The organism is Agrobacterium sp. ST15.16.055 (assembly GCF_027956555.1).
GTDB lineage: Bacteria > Pseudomonadota > Alphaproteobacteria > Rhizobiales > Rhizobiaceae > Agrobacterium > Agrobacterium salinitolerans.
The window spans coordinates 1-16626 of the sequence record NZ_JAQKGN010000027.1 but is presented as its reverse complement, the minus strand read 5'-3'; the positions used below and the strand labels follow the sequence as shown (position 1 = coordinate 16626).

The window sequence follows — 16626 nt, the reverse complement described above, 5'->3', positions numbered from 1 at the left end:
CAAGCAGGGCGTGGAACATGCTGAGATCGTCTTGCCGGAAGGCGTTAACGCGGAATGGGCCAAGGATCGTTCGGCCTTGTGGAATGCCGCCGAGTTTGTCGAGAAGCGGAAAGACGCCCGCGTTGCCCGCGAATTTGAGATTGCCTTGCCGCATGAGCTTTCGGCCGAGCAGCGCCTAGAGGCAACGCGGGAGATGGCGCAGGATTTGGCGAACCGCTACGGCGCGGCGGTCGATTTCGCCATTCACGGGCCGCACGATGCGAGCGACGTTCGCAATCATCATGCCCACATTCTCATGACCACGCGGCAGGTGACGGAGGACGGGCTAGGCGACAAGACCTATCTTGAGCGCGAAAACAAATGGCTGCTGTCGAATGGTCTGGCGACGACCGACATGCAGCTTCGCGACCTTCGCCAGACGTGGGAGGGGATCGCGAACGAGCGGCTTGCGATGGCCGGTCATGATATTCGGATCGACCATCGTTCGCACATGGAGCGCGGGCTAGAGATTTCGCCAACCGAGCATATGGGCGTCCATGCCACGCAGATGGAGCGGCGCGGCCTCGACGTGGGGCGCACGCGGCTGGACGAGGAAGCGGCGCAGCGGAACGCCGATCTTATCCGCGAGAAGCCGGAGCAGGTTCTAACCCTCATCACCGGCGAAAAGAGCGTGTTCGACCGGCGCGACATTGCCCGGACCCTGCATCGCTACATCAACGATGATGTGCAGGAGTTCCAGAGCGCCTTTGCAAAGGTGATGGCCTCGCCGGCACTTGTGGAGTTGCAGGCCGAGCGGGTGGACACGGCAACCGGGGAAATCGAGCTTGCGCGGTTCTCGACCCGCGAAATGGTCGAGATCGAATCCGGCATGATCGAGAGCGCGCAGCGGATGCACCAGGCGCAATCTCATGGCGTCGATCGCCGGCATGTCGAGCGCGCTATAGATCGGCAGGACGCCGCCATTCAGCGTAGCGCCGGCGATGCTTCCGCCCGGCTGTCGGACGAGCAGCGCCGGGCGATCGAGCATATCACCGGGCCGGAGCGGATTTCCGCCGTGGTCGGTTTCGCCGGCGCTGGCAAGTCCACCATGCTCGCGGCCGCCCGCGAGGCATGGGAGGCCGAGGGCTATCAAGTCCACGGCGCGGCCCTGTCGGGGAAGGCGGCCGAGGGCCTGGAAGAAAGTTCCGGCATCCAGAGCCGCACGCTGGCGTCATGGTCCCGCGGTTGGGAGAACGACCGCGGCATGATCGGCCGCGGCGACGTCTTCGTGATCGACGAGGCGGGCATGGTCGGGAGCCGGCAGCTCGCCCGCTTCGTTGGCGAGGCCGAGGCGCGCGGGGCGAAGATCGTCCTAGTCGGCGACCATGAGCAGCTACAGGCGATCGGGGCCGGCGCACCGTTCCGGGCGATCACGGAGGAAATCGGCCATGCCGAGCTTTCCGAGATACGCCGGCAGCGCGTGGACTGGCAGCGGGAGGCTTCCGTTGACTTCGCCACGCACCGGACGGCCGAGGGGCTGGCGGCATACCGGGATCACGGCGCTATCAGCTTTGCCGAGACAGGCGAGGACGCGCGCGGCCAGATCGTGCGCGATTACCTTGCCGACCGCGACGAGCGGCCGGAGGGAACCCGGGTTGCGATGGCGCATCGCCGTGCCGATGTTCACGCCATCAATGACGCGATCCGGACGGAGCTACAGGACCGGGGCGAGCTGGCGCGGGGCGAGGACGCCGGCGCGCTGTCCTTCCAGACCAATGACGGAAAGCGGGAGTTCGCGCCGGGCGACCGCATCGTGTTCCTTGAGAACAACCGCGACCTTTGCGTGAAAAACGGGATGCTCGGCACCGTCGAGCATGTCGAGGCCGGCCGGATCGTCGCGCAGCTCGACGGGCCGAGCGGCGCGGAAGGGCGCAGCGTCAGCGTGCCGATGGGCGACTATCAGGCGATCGACCACGGCTATGCGACGACGATTCACAAGAACCAGGGCGCGACGGTCGATCGGTCATATGTGATGGCGTCGGGCACGATGGACCGGCATCTAACCTATGTCGCCATGACCCGGCATCGTGACGGGGTGCAGCTCTACGCCGCCCAGGACGAGTTCACCAATGCCGGCCGCCTGGTCGAGCATGGGGCCGCGCCCTATGAGCACGACCCGCAGAAGTCCGACAGCTATTTCGTGACGCTGGAAAACGACAAGGGCGAGCAGCGCACCCTATGGGGCGTTGATCTTGAGCGGGCCATGAAGGAGGCCGCGCCGGAGATCGGGGAGAAGATCGGCCTTCAACATCTAGGCTCTACCCCCGTCACCTTGCCCGATGGCACCGAGACGCACCGGAACGCATGGAAGGTTCAGGACGCCGGCGAGCTGGCCTATGACCAGCTAGAACGCCGCCTGTCCCGGTCGGGCGTGAAGGAAACGACGCTCGACTATACCCGCGACTTTGCCGAGCGGCGCGGGATCGCGGAGCAAATGGGCGTCCGCAGCGAGATCGAGATTCCGGCCGAGCGCGCGGCCGGGCTACGTGCGGAGCGGGAACCGACGGCCGAGCGGGAGCGCATCGAGGACCGCGCGCCGAGATCCTCGCAAAAAGTCGGCGCGGATCTCGCGCAGGATCTTCGTGCAGATCCGCGCGAGGATCTCGCCGGCGATCGACAGCAGCGCCGCAATCCGTTCGAGGGCCTGAAACTCGGGCGCGGCGCGGCGGCCGAGGGGCCGCAGCAGGATCGCGTCGGCGAGGACGGCCCGCAGATCGACCAGAAACGGCCGCAGCAGGCCGAGAAGCAGCGGCGCGGTATGTTCGCCGGCCTCAAGCTCAATGCGCGCCCTGCGCCCTCACAGGAGCGCACAGAGCGGCCGGAAAGGGAAGGGAGCTTGCGGCAGGCGCCGACGCCCGACCGCCCCCATACCGATAAATTGGCCGAGCGGGCGCGGGGGCAGTCGCCGCTTGAGCAGGCCGTTGACCGCTATTCGCGGGCCTATCAGTCGATCGACCAGCACCGGCGCGACGGCCTGCCCGTTCTCGACATGCAACGGCAGGAAATGCAGCAGGCCGGCCAGCAGCTCGACCAGGTGCGCGACGGTCTGAAAGATTTGATGCGCTCGACGTTGGAAAACGACCCGGCGACCGCGCGCGCCATGACCGAGCTTTCCGGCCGGGAGCGTGTCGCGCATGTTATCGACGGGATGAAGCGCGAAAACGCCGCGCTGCAAGACCCGAATATCCGGGCCGAGCGGTTCGTTGAACGCTGGCAGGAGCTACAGGGGCAGCGCCGGGAGCTTCGCGGCTGGCAACATGACGATGCCCGCGCCAAGGTTGAAAGCCAGATGAACGGCATGACCAAGAGCCTTGAGCGTGACCCGCAGGTAGATTCCATCCTGCGCAATCGCCGGCAGGAGCTTGGAATCGGGCAGGAGCTTCGCCGCGAGCAGACCATTGCCCGCGCGCTGCAAGATGAAATGACACGCGGCCACCGGCTTAGCCGGGGCATCGGCATGGAAAGGTAGGCACGGAGAACATGGCGGAGCTGGACGACGACAGGGAAGGAATCGAGCCGGAAGCACTGGACGAGGACGCCGGCGATCCGGCCGCCGCGTTCGACGCGCTACGGCGCACGATCGAGACGCAGGGCGCGCAGATCGGCGCGGAAATGACCGTGATGCGGCGCGGGCTGGAAGCGGCCTTTGACCAGCTCGAAAAGATCGAGCCGGCGCAGGACTATAAGCCCCAGCTCGCCCAGCTCGTGCAGGCGCTCGACAATGTTGCGGAGCGGATGCACGGCGTAGAGCAATCGCCCATTCTCAAGCAGGGCGCGCAGCACTATGCGGCGCTCCTCGAGCGCAGCGGCGAGGCCCTGATACGCACCGCCGCGCAGCAGCTCGAGCGGCAGGCGGCCGACCTCGAGCGCGCCGGCCGCAATCTTTCGGCGCACGTCGCCAGCGCGCGGGAGCGCGATCGTCAAAATTGGTGGCTTGTCGTCGCCTTCGCTATCGGCCTGCTCGCCGGCGCGCTGGTGATGCTGTTCCTTCCGCGCCTGTTGCCGTTCTCGGCCGCGCCGCGTGTCGCCAGCGTCGTCATGGGCGAAAGGCCGTGGCAGGCCGGCATGAGCCTCATGGCGTTCGGCAGCCCGGAAGCATGGCAGCGCGTGGCGTCGGCCGATCAGCTCCTTGAAGTGAACAGGGAGGCGGTAGCGGCTTGTTGGGAGGCCGCGCGCACGGCCGGCGAGGATCAGCGTTGCACCATCACCGTGAAAGCGCCGGGGCAATAGATTGCTGCCCCGGCGTGAAGTTCAGAAGGCGAACTTAGCCTGGCCTTTGTCTTCGACAGGGCGCAGCCGGGCATAGGCAAGAAGATCAGCGATCGAGCCGCCCTTGTCTCGCCAGCCATAGAAGGTGTCTTCCCCGAGAAGGACATAGTGCCATTCGGAATCGCTACGCTGTTCCGGAGGAAGGGCGTTGATCCGGTCGCACCATGAAACGGCGGCCTTGCGCTTGCGCAGCACGTTCGGGCTGGTGAGCTGGCCTTGTGCCTTTGTTTCCACCAGATAAATCGCGCCGCTTGCTCTCACGAAGAAATCCGGCGAATAGAACGCCGGAAGCCCATCTTCCTTGATGTATCGCAGGCGCGCGAAGGTGTGTTTCTGCTCGTTGATCTTGCAGAAGGCTTCAACGCTGGCGTCACGCTCGCAGGTTTCCATAAATGCCAGTTCAAGGCCGCCGTTCCGCGAGGGGTAGGGAAGGCGCAGATAGATAGCTTTCTCGACGGCCAGCGATGACCCCTCCCGCATGGCGAGCTTGGGCACTTCCGAAAGACGCCGATGCGCGACCTCGGCATTGGCGACAATCACGCTGTCTTCCGCTTCGAGAATGGCGCGCGCCCACACCTTGATAATGTGCTCTGTCACCGGGTCGATCAGCAGGACGCGCCAGTTCTCATCCGTGAGAGGGTCTAGCTCCTGGCCGAACAGGTGCCGACGAATGAAGGTGTCGATGCCCTCGGCCATCTCGGCCCGGTTTATCTGGATATAGGGGAACTTGCTGGCGTTGGCGAAAGCCTTCGAGCTGTTTGTGGTATCCGTCAGGGTGACGGCTTCCGTGATCCGGCGCGTGATCCGGGCCAGGTAGTCATTATATCCCGTCGCGGTCATCACGCCGCCATGCACGCGATAGTCGCCAAAGCGCGTTTTCGCCTGCACGTCTTCGGAATGGAACTTCTCGCCCTGGCCGATCTGCCCCTTGAGTTGTTGGAGCGAAAACGATCCGAACGGCGCGAGGCTCGAGGGGTCGATATGGGTATCTTCCAGCGCCTCGACCTGTTCCCGCAGGATGAAGGGTATGGCGAAATCGTATTCCTCGAAGCCCGGCCGGAGGCCAACCGAGATCAGGTCGCCGGTCGAGCTGCCATTCGCCTCGTCGTCGTCATCATCTGCTTCAGCCGCCAAGCCTTCCTGAATCAGCTCGTCATAGAAGCCCTGGAACGCCGGATGCTCCACGATCGAAAGAATGTCGATCATGTTGGAGGGTGTCTTTCCGCCGCGAATGAGCTGGCGGTTCTCCCGCTTTATGTCGTCGTATTCATTGCCGCGCCACATCAGACGCAGGCCGCGCCCGATCGTCTGTTCAAGCAGGATGCCGGCGCTCGATGCGCGCAGCGGGACAATGACGCAGATGTTGTTCACGTCGAAGCCTTCGCGCAGCATGAGCACGCTCACGATGACGCGCGGGGATTTGTGACGGTCCACGTCGAACAGGCGTTCGCGCAGCACCTTCCATTCGTCGGGCTTCAGCTCGCCCTTGCGGTTGGAATCGACGCGCAACACTTCGTCGTCGGCCAGCCCTTCGAGCTGCATGAAATCGGCAACAAGGGGCGTCACCGTGGTATCCTCGCAGACCACCAGCATTTTTGGATGCTTGTCCGGGTCGAGGGCGGCGAAATCGGTTTCCAGCTTCCGGAGCTTGGTCAGGCCGGCGCGCAACATGATACGCTGCCCTTCGGACAGCATGGGGTTGCCGTTCTCATCCCGATCGGCCTTGAAATCCAGTTCCTCATGGCTCAGCGCGCCGATTTCGGAGCGTTTGTCGAGGACAAGGGATTTGACCAGGCCGGTGCGCATGGCCGTCTTCAGGTCGAAATCAACGGCGATGTGCGGGAAATAGGATTTCCGGCTGTTCCGGCCAGTCCCGACCTCGTTATAAGGCGTGGCCGAAAAGTCCACCTGGACGAAGCGGCGGCCCTTGGGTTCCGCGATCAGGTTGAGGCTCTTTTGCCATTCAACCTCCGTCACCTCGCCTTCCCGCTTGAACTCGTGGATATGGTGCGCCTCGTCGTTGAAGACCATGAGCGCGGGCAGGTCTTTCAGGTAGGAGAGGATGCCGCCGCGCTCATAGCGACGGTTCAGCACGTTCAAATCATTGCCTTGGTTGGTGCCGGGCGTCAGGGGAAGGATGCTTTGCACAACGGCTTTCGGATCGGCGGATTCACCCGGCGCGGTGATTTCCTCATCTTCAAGCGGTTCGCCTTCTTCCGACAGCACATGCCAATTGGAAATGGCGATGATGCCGCCGGCCGTGACCTTGCGGCCAATGTCCTCTTTCGGGCAGACTGCCCCTTGAACGAAGCGGAAAACTTCATCCCGGTAGGAATCGGGAATGAACAATTCTTGGAAGACCGACAGGTCGGAAATCGAGAAATCGCGCTTGCCGTCACGTTCCTTCCCCATGAAGGCGTCAAGCAGCCGATCGTAAACGATCAGGCCGGGGGCTACGACGAGGAAGTTTTTGGTGTAGCGGTCGCTATCCGGCGCGCGGTTCGCATTGAGAATCTGCCAGACCATAAGGGCTTGCAGCACCCAGGTCTTTCCCGTTCCGGTCGCCATTTTCAGGCAATATTTCGGATAGGCGTTTTTCGGCGCGCGGATGATTTCGGAATCTCGCGTGCTGGTCAGCATCACGTCAGGGGCGGCGATCTGGTAGAGGTCTTTCAGGGACGCAATGCCCAAAACCTCATGGGCATAGATCACGTTCAGCAGGGCTTGCCGCTGACCAGGATGGAAGTTGAAGGTGCGGGCGTCCTGAAATTCAGTCTGGAACCACCATTTCAACAGCTCGGCCGTGATCTCCGAGACATGATCTAGGATAGGTGCTTCGCCGCTTTCCAGGCCGGCGCAGGCGTCTTCGACCTTGGCGGTCAATCCCTTGGCAAGCGAAAGATCGTTGATGCTCGCCATCATGCCACCTCGATTGTCGCTTCGGCCTCGAAGCCGAACACATCGACCACGCGCACGCAGACGCGGCGCGGGCCGGCCTTTTTGGGAAGGCCGGTAAGCCGGGCCGTGGTGACGACGCGATAGGCATCGGCATCGTTCTCGGTGTTTCCGCGATAGTCCTGCCACACAGAGCGGAACACCTCGCCGTCATAGTCAGGATCGACGCTCCAATATTCTATCAATGCCAGCGGATCGGCGTTGATGACATTTTGCAGTTTTTCCCGGTTGGCCTCGTCAAGGTTCAAAGCATCGGGTGATAGCAGCACATAGTTGGCGATCGAAACAGAAAGGGCTTCATTGTCGCCCTGACGGTCGCGCGCGATTGAGCCGAGCTTGAGATATTGTAGCGACGAGAAACGCACTTCGTCGGCTTTGAGCTTGTGCCCCTTCTTCTTCAGCCGGTCGAGCAGATCGGGCGGGATCACAAGCACTTCCAGTCGGTCCCCCTGCCCCAGTGCCTCAATGTCATGGCCGATCGTGGGGGAGAAATTCCATCCTAGGATAACGACCTTATCCCACCCGCCCATGAGGTTGTCGCGGATTTCGATTGCACGGCGCAGCGTGGCGAGGCCGGTCATCTTGTTGGGGCTGTCCGCGAGGACGAGCGTTTTGCTTCCTTGAATCCGACCCATGTTCTTGTTCGGGTTTTCCTCGACGGGCAACGGAAGCGCGCCATAGAGGCCGAGCACGATTTCAGCCAGATCACCGATGCGGAAGCGGCTCCCCATCGTGGAGCGCATCTGTTCAACCTGATAGTCGCCAATGTGCTGATAAAGAAACGGCTTAGCATCGAGGTCGATGAGCCGCTTTCTCATAATCATACAGGCTGGTTTGCCTATATCTGATACGACCCATTTGCGGTTATTTGCTTCCGCTACGGCCGCGACCACCCCAGAGCCTCCAAAGAAGTCGGCAACTATGGAGCCGGGCTTTGAAGCTGTTTTCACGATACGCTCAATGAGTGGCCACGGTTTTTCGGTGTCATACCCTACCCTTTTGCGCCCATCGACAGGATAACGGCCAGCAATAGCCATCACCCACCAATCTTCAGGAATTTTCCCCTTTTCTTCCAAGCTGTAGTCGTCAGCTATAAATCCAGAGCCTTCTAATCCGGACTTGAAATTCCCAAGTGTCTTCTCACTATGCTTCTCACGAATATCTTGGTCCTGAAAAATCCATTCATCGGATTTTGAGTACCAAAATATCGTGTCGTGTTTCCTATTGTATTGGCGCATTCCGGGCGATCCGGGGCCGTGATAGCACCAGACAATTTCATTCCGGAGGTTTTGTTTTCCGAAAATTTCGTCCATTAGTATTTTAACGTAATGACCAACATGCCAGTCAATATGTGTGAATATTGACCCTGTTGGGCTAAGTAATTCGCGCATTAACGATAGCCGTGGAACCATAGAGCGCAGATATGAAAATGCACCGTCGCGCCAAGTGTCTGTATATGCAAACTGCTCAATAATAGTTGGCTTTTGACTTATAAGGATATTTCCAGTTTCACTATCAAATGACGGTAATTTAACAGATGTTCTATAGTCAGCCTTACTATCAAATGGAGGATCAATATAAATTAAGTCGATTTTACCTCTAAGCGATTCATTGTCTTCGCTTCCGGCAAGCAGCGCAGCGATTGCAAGAAGATTGTCGCCGTAAATTAACCTGCTGGCATGATCGCTTGGGGTGTCTTTAATTCCGGAAAACAGATTTTTCCAATCTGTATCTTTCGATGGAATAACAAGCTCGCGTGTTTGGAGTCCGAGGCGATAGTTGCTCTCGGCACGCTCTATAACGCGCTCCGCTTCCTTCTTGCCTTCCGCGACGATTGACGGAAGTTGTTCTAGCAAACTTTTCATACAAAGCCCCTACCCGCGCTTTGCGCGGCTGTATTCCTATTGTCGCCGGTTCAGATCAGTGCCGCTTGCGGATCGAGCGGCTTACCCTTGAAGGGCGCGACGTTGATTTCCCCTTCCCGCTTGCGGGCCTGGGCAATGTCATAGCTGTTCTGCATCCGCATGAGCGTATCCATCGACACGCCGAAAGCCTTCTCGACCCGGAGCGCCATTTCCGGGGAAAGATGCGCGCGCTCGTTCAGCATGGCCGACAACGCCGCCCTCGTAACACCTAGAACTTGCGCCGCGCTCGTGACCGAAAGGCCAAGAGGCTCTATGATCTCACTTTTGACGAAGCCGCCGGGGTGGGCGGGGTTTTTCATACGGATGCCCTGCATCGCACTCATAGCCACCTCCTAGTGGTAATCTTCATAGTCGAGGTCGATGATCTCGATTTCAGTTTGGTCGATCCGGAACGTGATCCGCCAGTTCTTGGTAACGAACAGGCTCCAGGTGCCTTTTCGATCGCCGGTGAGCTGATGGGCCTTCCAGCTCGGGACCGTGCGCAGCTCGTCTTCCCGCTCCATATCTTGCAGGAAGGTGACGATGCGACGGACTTTCGGCACTACGGCCGCCTGCAAGCCGGTGGCGTCATCATCTTCGATGAATCGGCGCAACCCCTTATGGACCACGTTTCGGATTCTCATGTGCCGTCACTATCAGGCTGAAACGTATAGTGTCAAGCGACGCTATACGTTTGCGTCATTTCATGGCCTTGTCGCGTAAGTCGTAAAACCTGCAACAGATCGGCCACCCCCGGAAAATCAGGGCTTTTCGTGTCGCATGTCTTTGTCGCAAGTGATAGAAAACTTGCGACATGATTTGCGACAGGGGGAAGCCGTGAACCGCCAACCAGATTCCGACGCCGGCCGCGTGTTCATCGGCTATGCCCGCGTTTCGACTCGCGGCCAGGACCTCGATGCGCAGCGGGCCGCCCTGGGCGCGGCCGGCTGCGTCCGCATCTTCGAGGAAAAGGCTTCCGGGGCGAAGCGGGACCGGCCCGAGCTGGCGCGGATGCTCGACCATCTGCGCGCCGGCGACGTGGTGACGATCACCAGGCTAGACCGCCTCGCCCGATCGACCGGCGACCTTCTGGCGATCGCGGAGCGGATCAAGGAGGCCGGCGCTGGCCTGCGTTCGCTGGCCGAGCCGTGGGCCGATACCACGACGCCGGCGGGGCGCATGGTGTTGACCGTGTTCGCCGGCATCGCGGATTTCGAGCGCAGCTTGATCGTGGAGCGCACGAGCGCCGGCCGGATCGCGGCGAAAGCCCGAGGCGTGCGGTTCGGGCCGTCCCCTGCCCTGTCGGCCGAGCAGATCGCGCACGCGCGCCAGCTCATCAGGGACGAGGAAAAGCCGGTTGCGGAAGTCGCCCGGCTCCTGAATGTGCATCGCGCCACCCTCTACCGGGCGCTTGAGAACGCATTAACGTGAATACGCATTGACGTAACCACGTTTAGTTGCCGGCCCTAGAAGTAGTGCCTTTCGCGCCCCCTTACGCAAAGGGTTGCAGAATCGGGCGGTTTCGGGTCTTTCTAGTAACGATGAAAAGCGATTCTGATAGGATTCGGAGGGACGTGGCCGCGCACCGACAAAGGTTGCGAGAGGCTGGCCGCACCTTCGTAAACACCGATCTTCCCGTTGAGCTGGTCGCGCGACTTGACCGGATCAAGGAAGAACGGGGCGCGTCATCGCGCTCGCCGATCATCGAGGAAGCGTTGAGGTTCTATATCGAAGCGAAGCAAGGGACATAACGGCAAAACGCCCGACCGTTGGCGCGGTCGAGCGTTTTTGTAGGCCGTCAGACACACCGTAGAGACGGGGCCAAAGCTCTCCCCTTATCTACGCTACAGCACTCCAATCCGCAAGATTGATTCTTGCGGAAAGAGGGAAGTCGTGCCTGCCGTCCGCGCCGTCATGTCCTTCAAATGGAAGGATGACAGGCATGTTGAGGACGCAGATCGCGGCCGCGATCGGCTGCGCGCGCGTAAGCGCGCTTGATGAGATCATGCGGGAGGTATGGACGCGCTACAGCGCTGGCCAGCTCACCGAGGAAGACGCCGGGCAGCTCTCCACGCTCGCCCATGAGCGCCGCGAGGCGTGGCGGGGATCGGGACAGGCCGGGCTTGGCCTGGTCATGCCCCCGGCCGAGCGATGCCCGACGCCAGTTCGCCGGCATAGCCATATCCGGGGACGATCGGAGGGCCGCATATGGCGGCCGACGACGCGCAAGGACGTGCAGGCGATCTTGAAGGCGGCCGAAATCTACAACGAGGCCGGCTTGCACGAGAAGGGCGAGCGCAGCGGGCCGCTAGGATCGGTGGCGCTGGACGTGCTGCGGCTGTTCGTCAATCTCATCGACTTCCGCACCGGCCGGCTTGAGCCGTCAATCACCACGATTATGGATCGGCTAGGCCGGTCGCGCGATACGATCGTGCGGGCGCTGAAGAACCTGCGGGCGCATGGCTTCATTGACTGGCTGCGGCGCTATGAGCCGACCGGGAACGAAGGGCGCGGCCCACAGGTGCAGCAGGCCAGCAACGCCTATCGCCTGTCCCTGCCGGAGAAGGCCCGGCAGTTCCTTGGACGGTTCGGCAAGGCCCCTCCCCCGCCCGCCGATCATGGACAGGATCAGCGGGCTTGGAGCGAGGCAATCGACGCCTACAAGACCACCCTGCCCCTCGATGAGCGAACGCAGATCGACGCCGGCGATAGCCCGCTAGGACAGGCCCTTGTGCGCATGGCGAAAAGCTTCATGAAACGTGAGTCCGATAACCAGACTGAATCCCCATCTGATCTTTATCTAAGAGGGAAAACATAAGCGGTCGCCGCTGTTCGGGCCGCTTTCGCGGCCCTGCGGCGGTTCCGATTCGCTTATAGGGCGGATCGGAAAGCGGCACCATCACCGCCCAAACCGCACCGTTCGCGCCTGCGGCCAGCGTCCTATGGGCATTCGAGAGGGAGTGAGGGACAAGGTCGGCGCTTAATTATTTACGTTAATACGTATTAACGTGTAAACGTATTACCCTGTTAGAAGGCGATGGCGGCGGCCGGGAAAACGTGCTAGAGTGTACACAATTCAACACACGGAGGCGTTTCCATGACCGCCAGCACCACCATGACGATTCGGGTTAGGCCCGATGTGAAAGAAAAGCTCGACCGGATCGCGAACGACACGCAGCGAAGCAAATCCTTCCTCGCCGGCGAGGCCGTCGCCGCCTATGTCGATCGCGAGCTTGAAATCATCGACGGTATCAAGCGCGGCATGGCTGATGCGGCGGCCGGCCGAGTGATCCCCCATGCGCAGGCCGTCGCGGAAATGCGTGAGGTTATCGAGGAAGCGAAGCGCCGGAAAGCCGCGCGCGGATGAGGCCGGTTGTCTGGTCGATTGAGGCGCAGCGGGATAACCTCGAAATCCTGCGCTATATCGCAGAGGACAACCCATTCGCTGCCGAACGGGTCGTGGACGCGATCGAGGACGCCGGGAACAAGCTCGGCGAATTTGCGACCGGCCGGCCGGGGCGGGTGAGCGGAACCTATGAAAAGTCCCTCGCCCGGCATCCCTACATCATCGCCTATGAGCTGCGGGACGTGGGGGGCCGGGAAAGCGTCGTGATCGTGCGCGTCATCCACACGTCGCGCGACTGGCTGGCCGAGGAATGGCCGCACTAGCTTAAAGACGTAGTAACGTCCTTAGCTATATGTTTTAATACGTATTCACGCAAAGAAGGATTGACGCATGAACGTCATTGCGTTTTTGAGCCAGAAGGGCGGGAGCGGAAAAACCACGCTTTCGGTTCATACCGCCGTGGCGGCCGAGGCGACCGGCGAACGGGTTTGCGTCATCGACGCGGACCCACAGGAGAGCGCGACCGCATGGGCGAGCGCGCGGGAAGCCGGAACGCCGATCGTGGCCACGGCGCAGGCCGGGGAGCTGGACGCCGCGCTTAGGGCGGCCGAGGGCGAGGGCATGACCTTGGCCGTAGTGGACGCCCCGCCCCATGCCGCCCCGGCGGCCGGCCAGATCGCCCGAAGGTCGGAGCTGGTCTTGATTCCGGTCCGACCGTCCGCGTTTGACCTCGCTGCGGTCCCGGCCGCCGTCGAGATCGTGGCGGCCGCGAAGGTGCGCGGCGCGTTCGTCCTGTCTGCCTGCCCCTTCCGTGCGCCCGAGATCGGGGAGACGCGCGCGGCGCTGGAAGCCTACGGACTGCCGATCGTTCCCGGCGAGATTACCGACCGGCGCGCGTTCGCCCGCGCCGTCACGACTGGCAGCGCCGTGACGGAGTTCGAGGCCGAAGGGAAAGCAGCGGAGGAAATCCGGGCTTTGTGGGCGTGGATTAAAAGCACGTTAGAACGTAAATAGCTGAATACGTAAGCGCGTATTGAAGGAGCGAAACCTATGGCAAAGAAAGCAACCGGCCTCGCGGCCTTCACCCGCCCGAAGGCCGGCGCGGAGGCCACCAGCCTTGCAGCGATCGAGGACGATCGCCCGGCCGTGGAAATCCCGACGCCGAGGCGAAAGAGGGGAGGGGGCGAGACTGTCGCGCTTACGGTCAAGGTCCGGCGATCGGACTGGCAGCGCCTTCGCCAGCTCGCGGATGCAGAGGGGACGACAATTCAGGCGATGGCCGAGGCCGGGCTTTCGGCGGTTCTGGCACAGCACGGATTGCCGCCGATCGAGCCTTATGCACGTTGATACGTAAATAGCTAAATACGCTAATGCTTGCGTGTGTGGCCCGCCCCCCCGGCCGTCCCTACGGCCCTAGATGATGAGAGCGGGCCGGCCGGGGGGCTGTCGTCGCGGCCGGGCGTTTCCCTGAATAGAGCTTGCACCAGGTCGGCGGTGGATCGCGGCGCAAGCCGCGCCGGCACGGAGGCGAACGCGCTCCCCAATAGCGCCGTAGAGAGCCGGAGGGCCGTTCGTAACAAAGTCCCGGCGCAAAGCGCCGGGTCCGCTTCCTGTCACGTCAGGCAGCGTCATACAGGCCCCGAAACTCGGGATCGGCATAGTAGGCGAGCTTTCCGGCGACGATCGGCCGTTGCCCGGCGAGGAACAGCAATTCGACATGCTGCGGCAGGTTGCGGACCTCATCAGGGGTCAGCAGCGGGCGGGCCGTGTGTTGCTCGCCGTAGGAAATCCCGGATTTGTCGGAATCGAGCGCGCGGCTCATGGTCTGGAACACAACGGTTTCCTGCCCGAGCAGATCGGAGACAAGCCGGGCGCTGTCGTGATCGTTGACGCCGAACACCTGCAGGACGCCGGCGTTTGACAGGAAGGTGCCGGCGCGTTGGCCGTAGGTGGCGCGGAGCTGGTGAACGTCCTGCAGGATGGGCCAGAGCTGGACGCCGTAGCCGGCCATGAGGCCCATTGCGCGCTCGACGGGGGCCAGATGGCCGAGGGCGGCGAACTCATCGAGCAGATAGAGGACCGGCACGGCGGGTTTCGCCGGATCGCGGGCCATGTCGATCAGGCTTTGCGAGACGAGCAGGCGCAGCCAGCGGGAATAGGTGGACAGGCGATCGGGCGGCAGGACGAGGAACACCGAGACGTTGCGGCGCTTGAGATCGGCAAAGCGGAAGTCAGATCGGCCGAGTACGGCGGTCATGCGCGGGCTGTCGAGAAAATGGGTATGGCGCTGCGCGGCCGAGAGGACGCCGGCGGCCTCCCGATCGGATTTGCCGAGGTGGCGATTGGCGGCGCGCGCGATCAGGCCGGCCGCTTCGTCGGTTTCCTGCATCCGCTTGAGCAGAGCGGCGAACTGTTCCGGGGGGAGGGTAAGATATTCGCGCAGGGTGGCGAGATTGAGCCGGCCGCTGGATTCGTGGGCGGCAATCTTCAGGATCAGACCGGCGATCAGCGCCTTGGCTTCCTCGTTCCAATGCGCCTCGCCGGCCATGCCCGGTTCATCGAACACGAGGGCGTCGGCAAGGGTGCTGGCGTCTTCCGCGACATCGAGGCCGGCCGGGTCGAGCGTGTCGAGCGGATTGAAGGCGGCCGAGGGCTGGCCGGTGACGCCGAAGGGGTCGAGGACGTGAACCGGGCCGAATTGCTGGCGGGCGCGTCCGGCGATTTTTGCATTTTCGCCCTTGGGGTCGATGCAGATCACGGACCGGTCGGCGGTGAGCAGGTTAGGGATGATGGTTCCCACCCCCTTGCCGGTGCGCGTCGGTGCCATCGTCAGCAGATGGGCCGGGCCGTCATAGCGCAGGAGCTTTCCGGTCTTGCCGTCGCGGCCGATCAGCAGGCCGGAATCGGTGCGGGCAATGGCGGCGGTTTCCTTGTCGGTGGCGAAGCGGGCCGAGCCGTGGGTTTCGCCGTCCATATCCCCGAAATGGATAATCAACGGATTGGTGAGGAAGCGGAAGGCGAGCGCCAGCAGCACCAGCAGCGTGACGAGATCGAGCAGGAGAACCGGAACCGAGCCGACGCGAAAGCCGATTTGTTCGAGAGCGAAGCGGCCACCGAAGCCGACGACGAACAGGACGATAACAAGGAGGAACAGAAGTCCGAGAAGCGGTTTCCAGATGCGGAAAGGTGCGGCGAGCAGAGCGACGAACGCCCATAGCGGATCACGCGCGGCCTGCCGCATCATGTTCTTGAACGCACCCCATGCAAGTCTCGCCTGACTCATGCGGCCGTCCCCCCGGCGCTGCCTGTCGTCTCCCCGGCCGGCGCGTTGCCGATCAGGTCGGCAAACAGTTCCTTGTCACCGGGGCGCGTCAGGAAGTCGGGCAGCTCACGCTTGAGCCATTCGCCCAAGCGCCGGGAAAATTCCTCATCCTTGCCGTGTTCGAGGCGATGCAGGACGAGCGCGCCGAGCAGCACCTTGCGGCGCGTGTCGTTGGCGCGTTCCTGCTTCGACAGTCGGGCCTTGAGCGTGGCGCGCTGCGCATCCAGTTCGGCCAAGCGTTGTTCGATCGTTTTGCGCGCCATTCCTCAAATCTCCTTTTCCGGTTGTTCGCCTAGACTATCATTCCCGACCGTCTTTTCCAGCGTTTGCCTGTTACGCTTGAGTTTTCAGCGGTTTTGCATCACAATCCGGCCTCAATTCATTGCATCGACCTTGCCGCGAGCGCCACACCGATCGGCGAAAGAGCGTAGCGATTGAGTTGAGAAGGGCGCACTTACGAGTTGCTTCGCAACTCAGCGCGCCGCCAGCTAGGAGGCTGGCGGAAAAGGTGGAAACAGGATCGAGGAAACGGGTTGGCGATCTACCATTTGAGCATGAAGCCAGTTTCGAGAGCAAGCGGACGCAGCGCCGTCGCCTCAATGGCTTATCGTGCCGGAGAGAAGCTGACCAACGAGCGCGACGGAATCACGCATGACTACACGGCCAAGCAGGGCGTGGAACATGCTGAGATCGTCTTGCCGGAAGGCGTTAACGCGGAATGGGCCAAGGATCGTTCGGCCTTGTGGAATGCCGCCGAGTTTGTCGAGAAGCGGAAAGACGCCCGCGTTGCC

General features: G+C 62.1%; 16 protein-coding genes. 10 read left to right on the top strand and 6 right to left on the bottom strand.

The features are described 5' to 3' along the window. Both traA and PL599_RS22560 read left to right on the top strand, forming a co-directional pair. Positions 1-3508 (top strand): Ti-type conjugative transfer relaxase TraA (gene traA / locus PL599_RS22565; protein WP_271359889.1); only part of this gene is annotated, 3508 nt, incomplete at its 5' end. Between the two features lie 11 nt (positions 3509-3519). After that, positions 3520-4269 carry a DUF6118 family protein gene (locus PL599_RS22560; protein WP_240579521.1) on the top strand — a complete coding sequence of 250 codons (750 nt, stop codon included), beginning with the start codon at positions 3520-3522 and terminating at the stop codon, positions 4267-4269. Positions 4270-4290: 21 nt separating this feature from the next. Here the strand turns inward: PL599_RS22560 and PL599_RS22555 are convergent, their stop codons facing one another. The 4 genes from PL599_RS22555 to PL599_RS22540 are packed head-to-tail and all read right to left on the bottom strand — an operon-like array spanning position 4291 to position 9811. Next, positions 4291-7227: a DEAD/DEAH box helicase gene (locus PL599_RS22555; RefSeq protein ID WP_271359888.1), complete on the bottom strand. Its 2937-nt coding sequence runs from the start codon at positions 7225-7227 to the stop codon at positions 4291-4293. After that, the gene (locus PL599_RS22550) at positions 7227-9128 is read right to left on the bottom strand and encodes a DNA methyltransferase (protein ID WP_240579519.1); all 1902 of its coding nucleotides are present in this window, start codon (positions 9126-9128) and stop codon (positions 7227-7229) included. Before PL599_RS22550 ends, PL599_RS22555 begins: the two co-directional genes overlap by 1 nt. A 50-nt stretch (positions 9129-9178) precedes the next feature. Further along, complete coding sequence (locus PL599_RS22545; RefSeq protein WP_240579518.1) at positions 9179-9511, bottom strand: HigA family addiction module antitoxin; 333 nt, start codon at positions 9509-9511, stop codon at positions 9179-9181. 9 nt (positions 9512-9520) lie between these two features. Continuing rightward, the gene (locus tag PL599_RS22540; RefSeq protein ID WP_025091540.1) at positions 9521-9811 is read right to left on the bottom strand and encodes a type II toxin-antitoxin system RelE/ParE family toxin; all 291 of its coding nucleotides are present in this window, start codon (positions 9809-9811) and stop codon (positions 9521-9523) included. 226 nt (positions 9812-10037) lie between these two features. Between PL599_RS22540 and PL599_RS22535 the strand changes: the two genes are divergently transcribed. The 7 genes from PL599_RS22535 to PL599_RS22505 all read left to right on the top strand — a co-directional run bounded on the left by PL599_RS22535 (position 10038) and on the right by PL599_RS22505 (position 13860). Next, positions 10038-10598 (top strand): recombinase family protein, encoded by a 561-nt coding sequence (locus PL599_RS22535; protein ID WP_210845950.1) that lies wholly within the window; start codon positions 10038-10040, stop codon positions 10596-10598. 110 nt (positions 10599-10708) lie between these two features. Continuing rightward, positions 10709-10918 carry a CopG family ribbon-helix-helix protein gene (locus PL599_RS22530; protein ID WP_210845948.1) on the top strand — a complete coding sequence of 70 codons (210 nt, stop codon included), beginning with the start codon at positions 10709-10711 and terminating at the stop codon, positions 10916-10918. A gap of 191 nt (positions 10919-11109) precedes the next feature. After that, positions 11110-11985, top strand: coding sequence for a helix-turn-helix domain-containing protein (locus tag PL599_RS22525; RefSeq protein WP_216333533.1), 876 nt, complete (start codon positions 11110-11112; stop codon positions 11983-11985). Positions 11986-12264: 279 nt separating this feature from the next. Next, positions 12265-12534 carry a CopG family ribbon-helix-helix protein gene (locus PL599_RS22520; protein WP_006473479.1) on the top strand — a complete coding sequence of 90 codons (270 nt, stop codon included), beginning with the start codon at positions 12265-12267 and terminating at the stop codon, positions 12532-12534. Beyond that, positions 12531-12836: a type II toxin-antitoxin system RelE/ParE family toxin gene (locus PL599_RS22515; RefSeq protein WP_210845936.1), complete on the top strand. Its 306-nt coding sequence runs from the start codon at positions 12531-12533 to the stop codon at positions 12834-12836. The genes PL599_RS22520 and PL599_RS22515 overlap by 4 nt, the downstream gene beginning before the upstream one ends. A 67-nt stretch (positions 12837-12903) precedes the next feature. Continuing rightward, positions 12904-13527 carry a ParA family partition ATPase gene (gene parA / locus PL599_RS22510; protein WP_210845937.1) on the top strand — a complete coding sequence of 208 codons (624 nt, stop codon included), beginning with the start codon at positions 12904-12906 and terminating at the stop codon, positions 13525-13527. A gap of 36 nt (positions 13528-13563) precedes the next feature. Beyond that, positions 13564-13860: a hypothetical protein gene (locus tag PL599_RS22505; RefSeq protein ID WP_006473490.1), complete on the top strand. Its 297-nt coding sequence runs from the start codon at positions 13564-13566 to the stop codon at positions 13858-13860. A 271-nt stretch (positions 13861-14131) separates the two neighbouring features. On the opposite strand, the gene PL599_RS22500 is transcribed toward PL599_RS22505, so the two are convergent. Together PL599_RS22500 and PL599_RS22495 are read right to left on the bottom strand one after the other, a co-directional pair. Next, positions 14132-15796: a type IV secretory system conjugative DNA transfer family protein gene (locus tag PL599_RS22500; RefSeq protein WP_210845938.1), complete on the bottom strand. Its 1665-nt coding sequence runs from the start codon at positions 15794-15796 to the stop codon at positions 14132-14134. Beyond that, positions 15793-16098, bottom strand: a complete 306-nt coding sequence (locus PL599_RS22495) for a mobilization protein (protein WP_240579523.1) — start codon at positions 16096-16098, stop codon at positions 15793-15795. The genes PL599_RS22500 and PL599_RS22495 overlap by 4 nt, the downstream gene beginning before the upstream one ends. A gap of 270 nt (positions 16099-16368) precedes the next feature. Between PL599_RS22495 and PL599_RS22490 the strand changes: the two genes are divergently transcribed. Next, positions 16369-16626 (top strand): MobA/MobL family protein (locus tag PL599_RS22490; RefSeq protein ID WP_271359886.1); only part of this gene is annotated, 258 nt, incomplete at its 3' end.

What these genes read in the sequence shown, in the direction of transcription:
- PL599_RS22560 (WP_240579521.1), top strand. Translation starts at nt 3,520, where the DNA reads ATGGCGGAGCTGGACGACGACAGGGAAGGAATCGAGCCGGAAGCACTG.
- PL599_RS22555 (WP_271359888.1), bottom strand. Translation starts at nt 7,227, where the DNA reads ATGGCGAGCATCAACGATCTTTCGCTTGCCAAGGGATTGACCGCCAAG.
- PL599_RS22550 (WP_240579519.1), bottom strand. Translation starts at nt 9,128, where the DNA reads ATGAAAAGTTTGCTAGAACAACTTCCGTCAATCGTCGCGGAAGGCAAG.
- PL599_RS22545 (WP_240579518.1), bottom strand. Translation starts at nt 9,511, where the DNA reads ATGAGTGCGATGCAGGGCATCCGTATGAAAAACCCCGCCCACCCCGGC.
- PL599_RS22540 (WP_025091540.1), bottom strand. Translation starts at nt 9,811, where the DNA reads ATGAGAATCCGAAACGTGGTCCATAAGGGGTTGCGCCGATTCATCGAA.
- PL599_RS22530 (WP_210845948.1), top strand. Translation starts at nt 10,709, where the DNA reads ATGAAAAGCGATTCTGATAGGATTCGGAGGGACGTGGCCGCGCACCGA.
- PL599_RS22525 (WP_216333533.1), top strand. Translation starts at nt 11,110, where the DNA reads ATGTTGAGGACGCAGATCGCGGCCGCGATCGGCTGCGCGCGCGTAAGC.
- PL599_RS22520 (WP_006473479.1), top strand. Translation starts at nt 12,265, where the DNA reads ATGACCGCCAGCACCACCATGACGATTCGGGTTAGGCCCGATGTGAAA.
- PL599_RS22515 (WP_210845936.1), top strand. Translation starts at nt 12,531, where the DNA reads ATGAGGCCGGTTGTCTGGTCGATTGAGGCGCAGCGGGATAACCTCGAA.
- parA (WP_210845937.1), top strand. Translation starts at nt 12,904, where the DNA reads ATGAACGTCATTGCGTTTTTGAGCCAGAAGGGCGGGAGCGGAAAAACC.
- PL599_RS22505 (WP_006473490.1), top strand. Translation starts at nt 13,564, where the DNA reads ATGGCAAAGAAAGCAACCGGCCTCGCGGCCTTCACCCGCCCGAAGGCC.
- PL599_RS22500 (WP_210845938.1), bottom strand. Translation starts at nt 15,796, where the DNA reads ATGAGTCAGGCGAGACTTGCATGGGGTGCGTTCAAGAACATGATGCGG.
- PL599_RS22495 (WP_240579523.1), bottom strand. Translation starts at nt 16,098, where the DNA reads ATGGCGCGCAAAACGATCGAACAACGCTTGGCCGAACTGGATGCGCAG.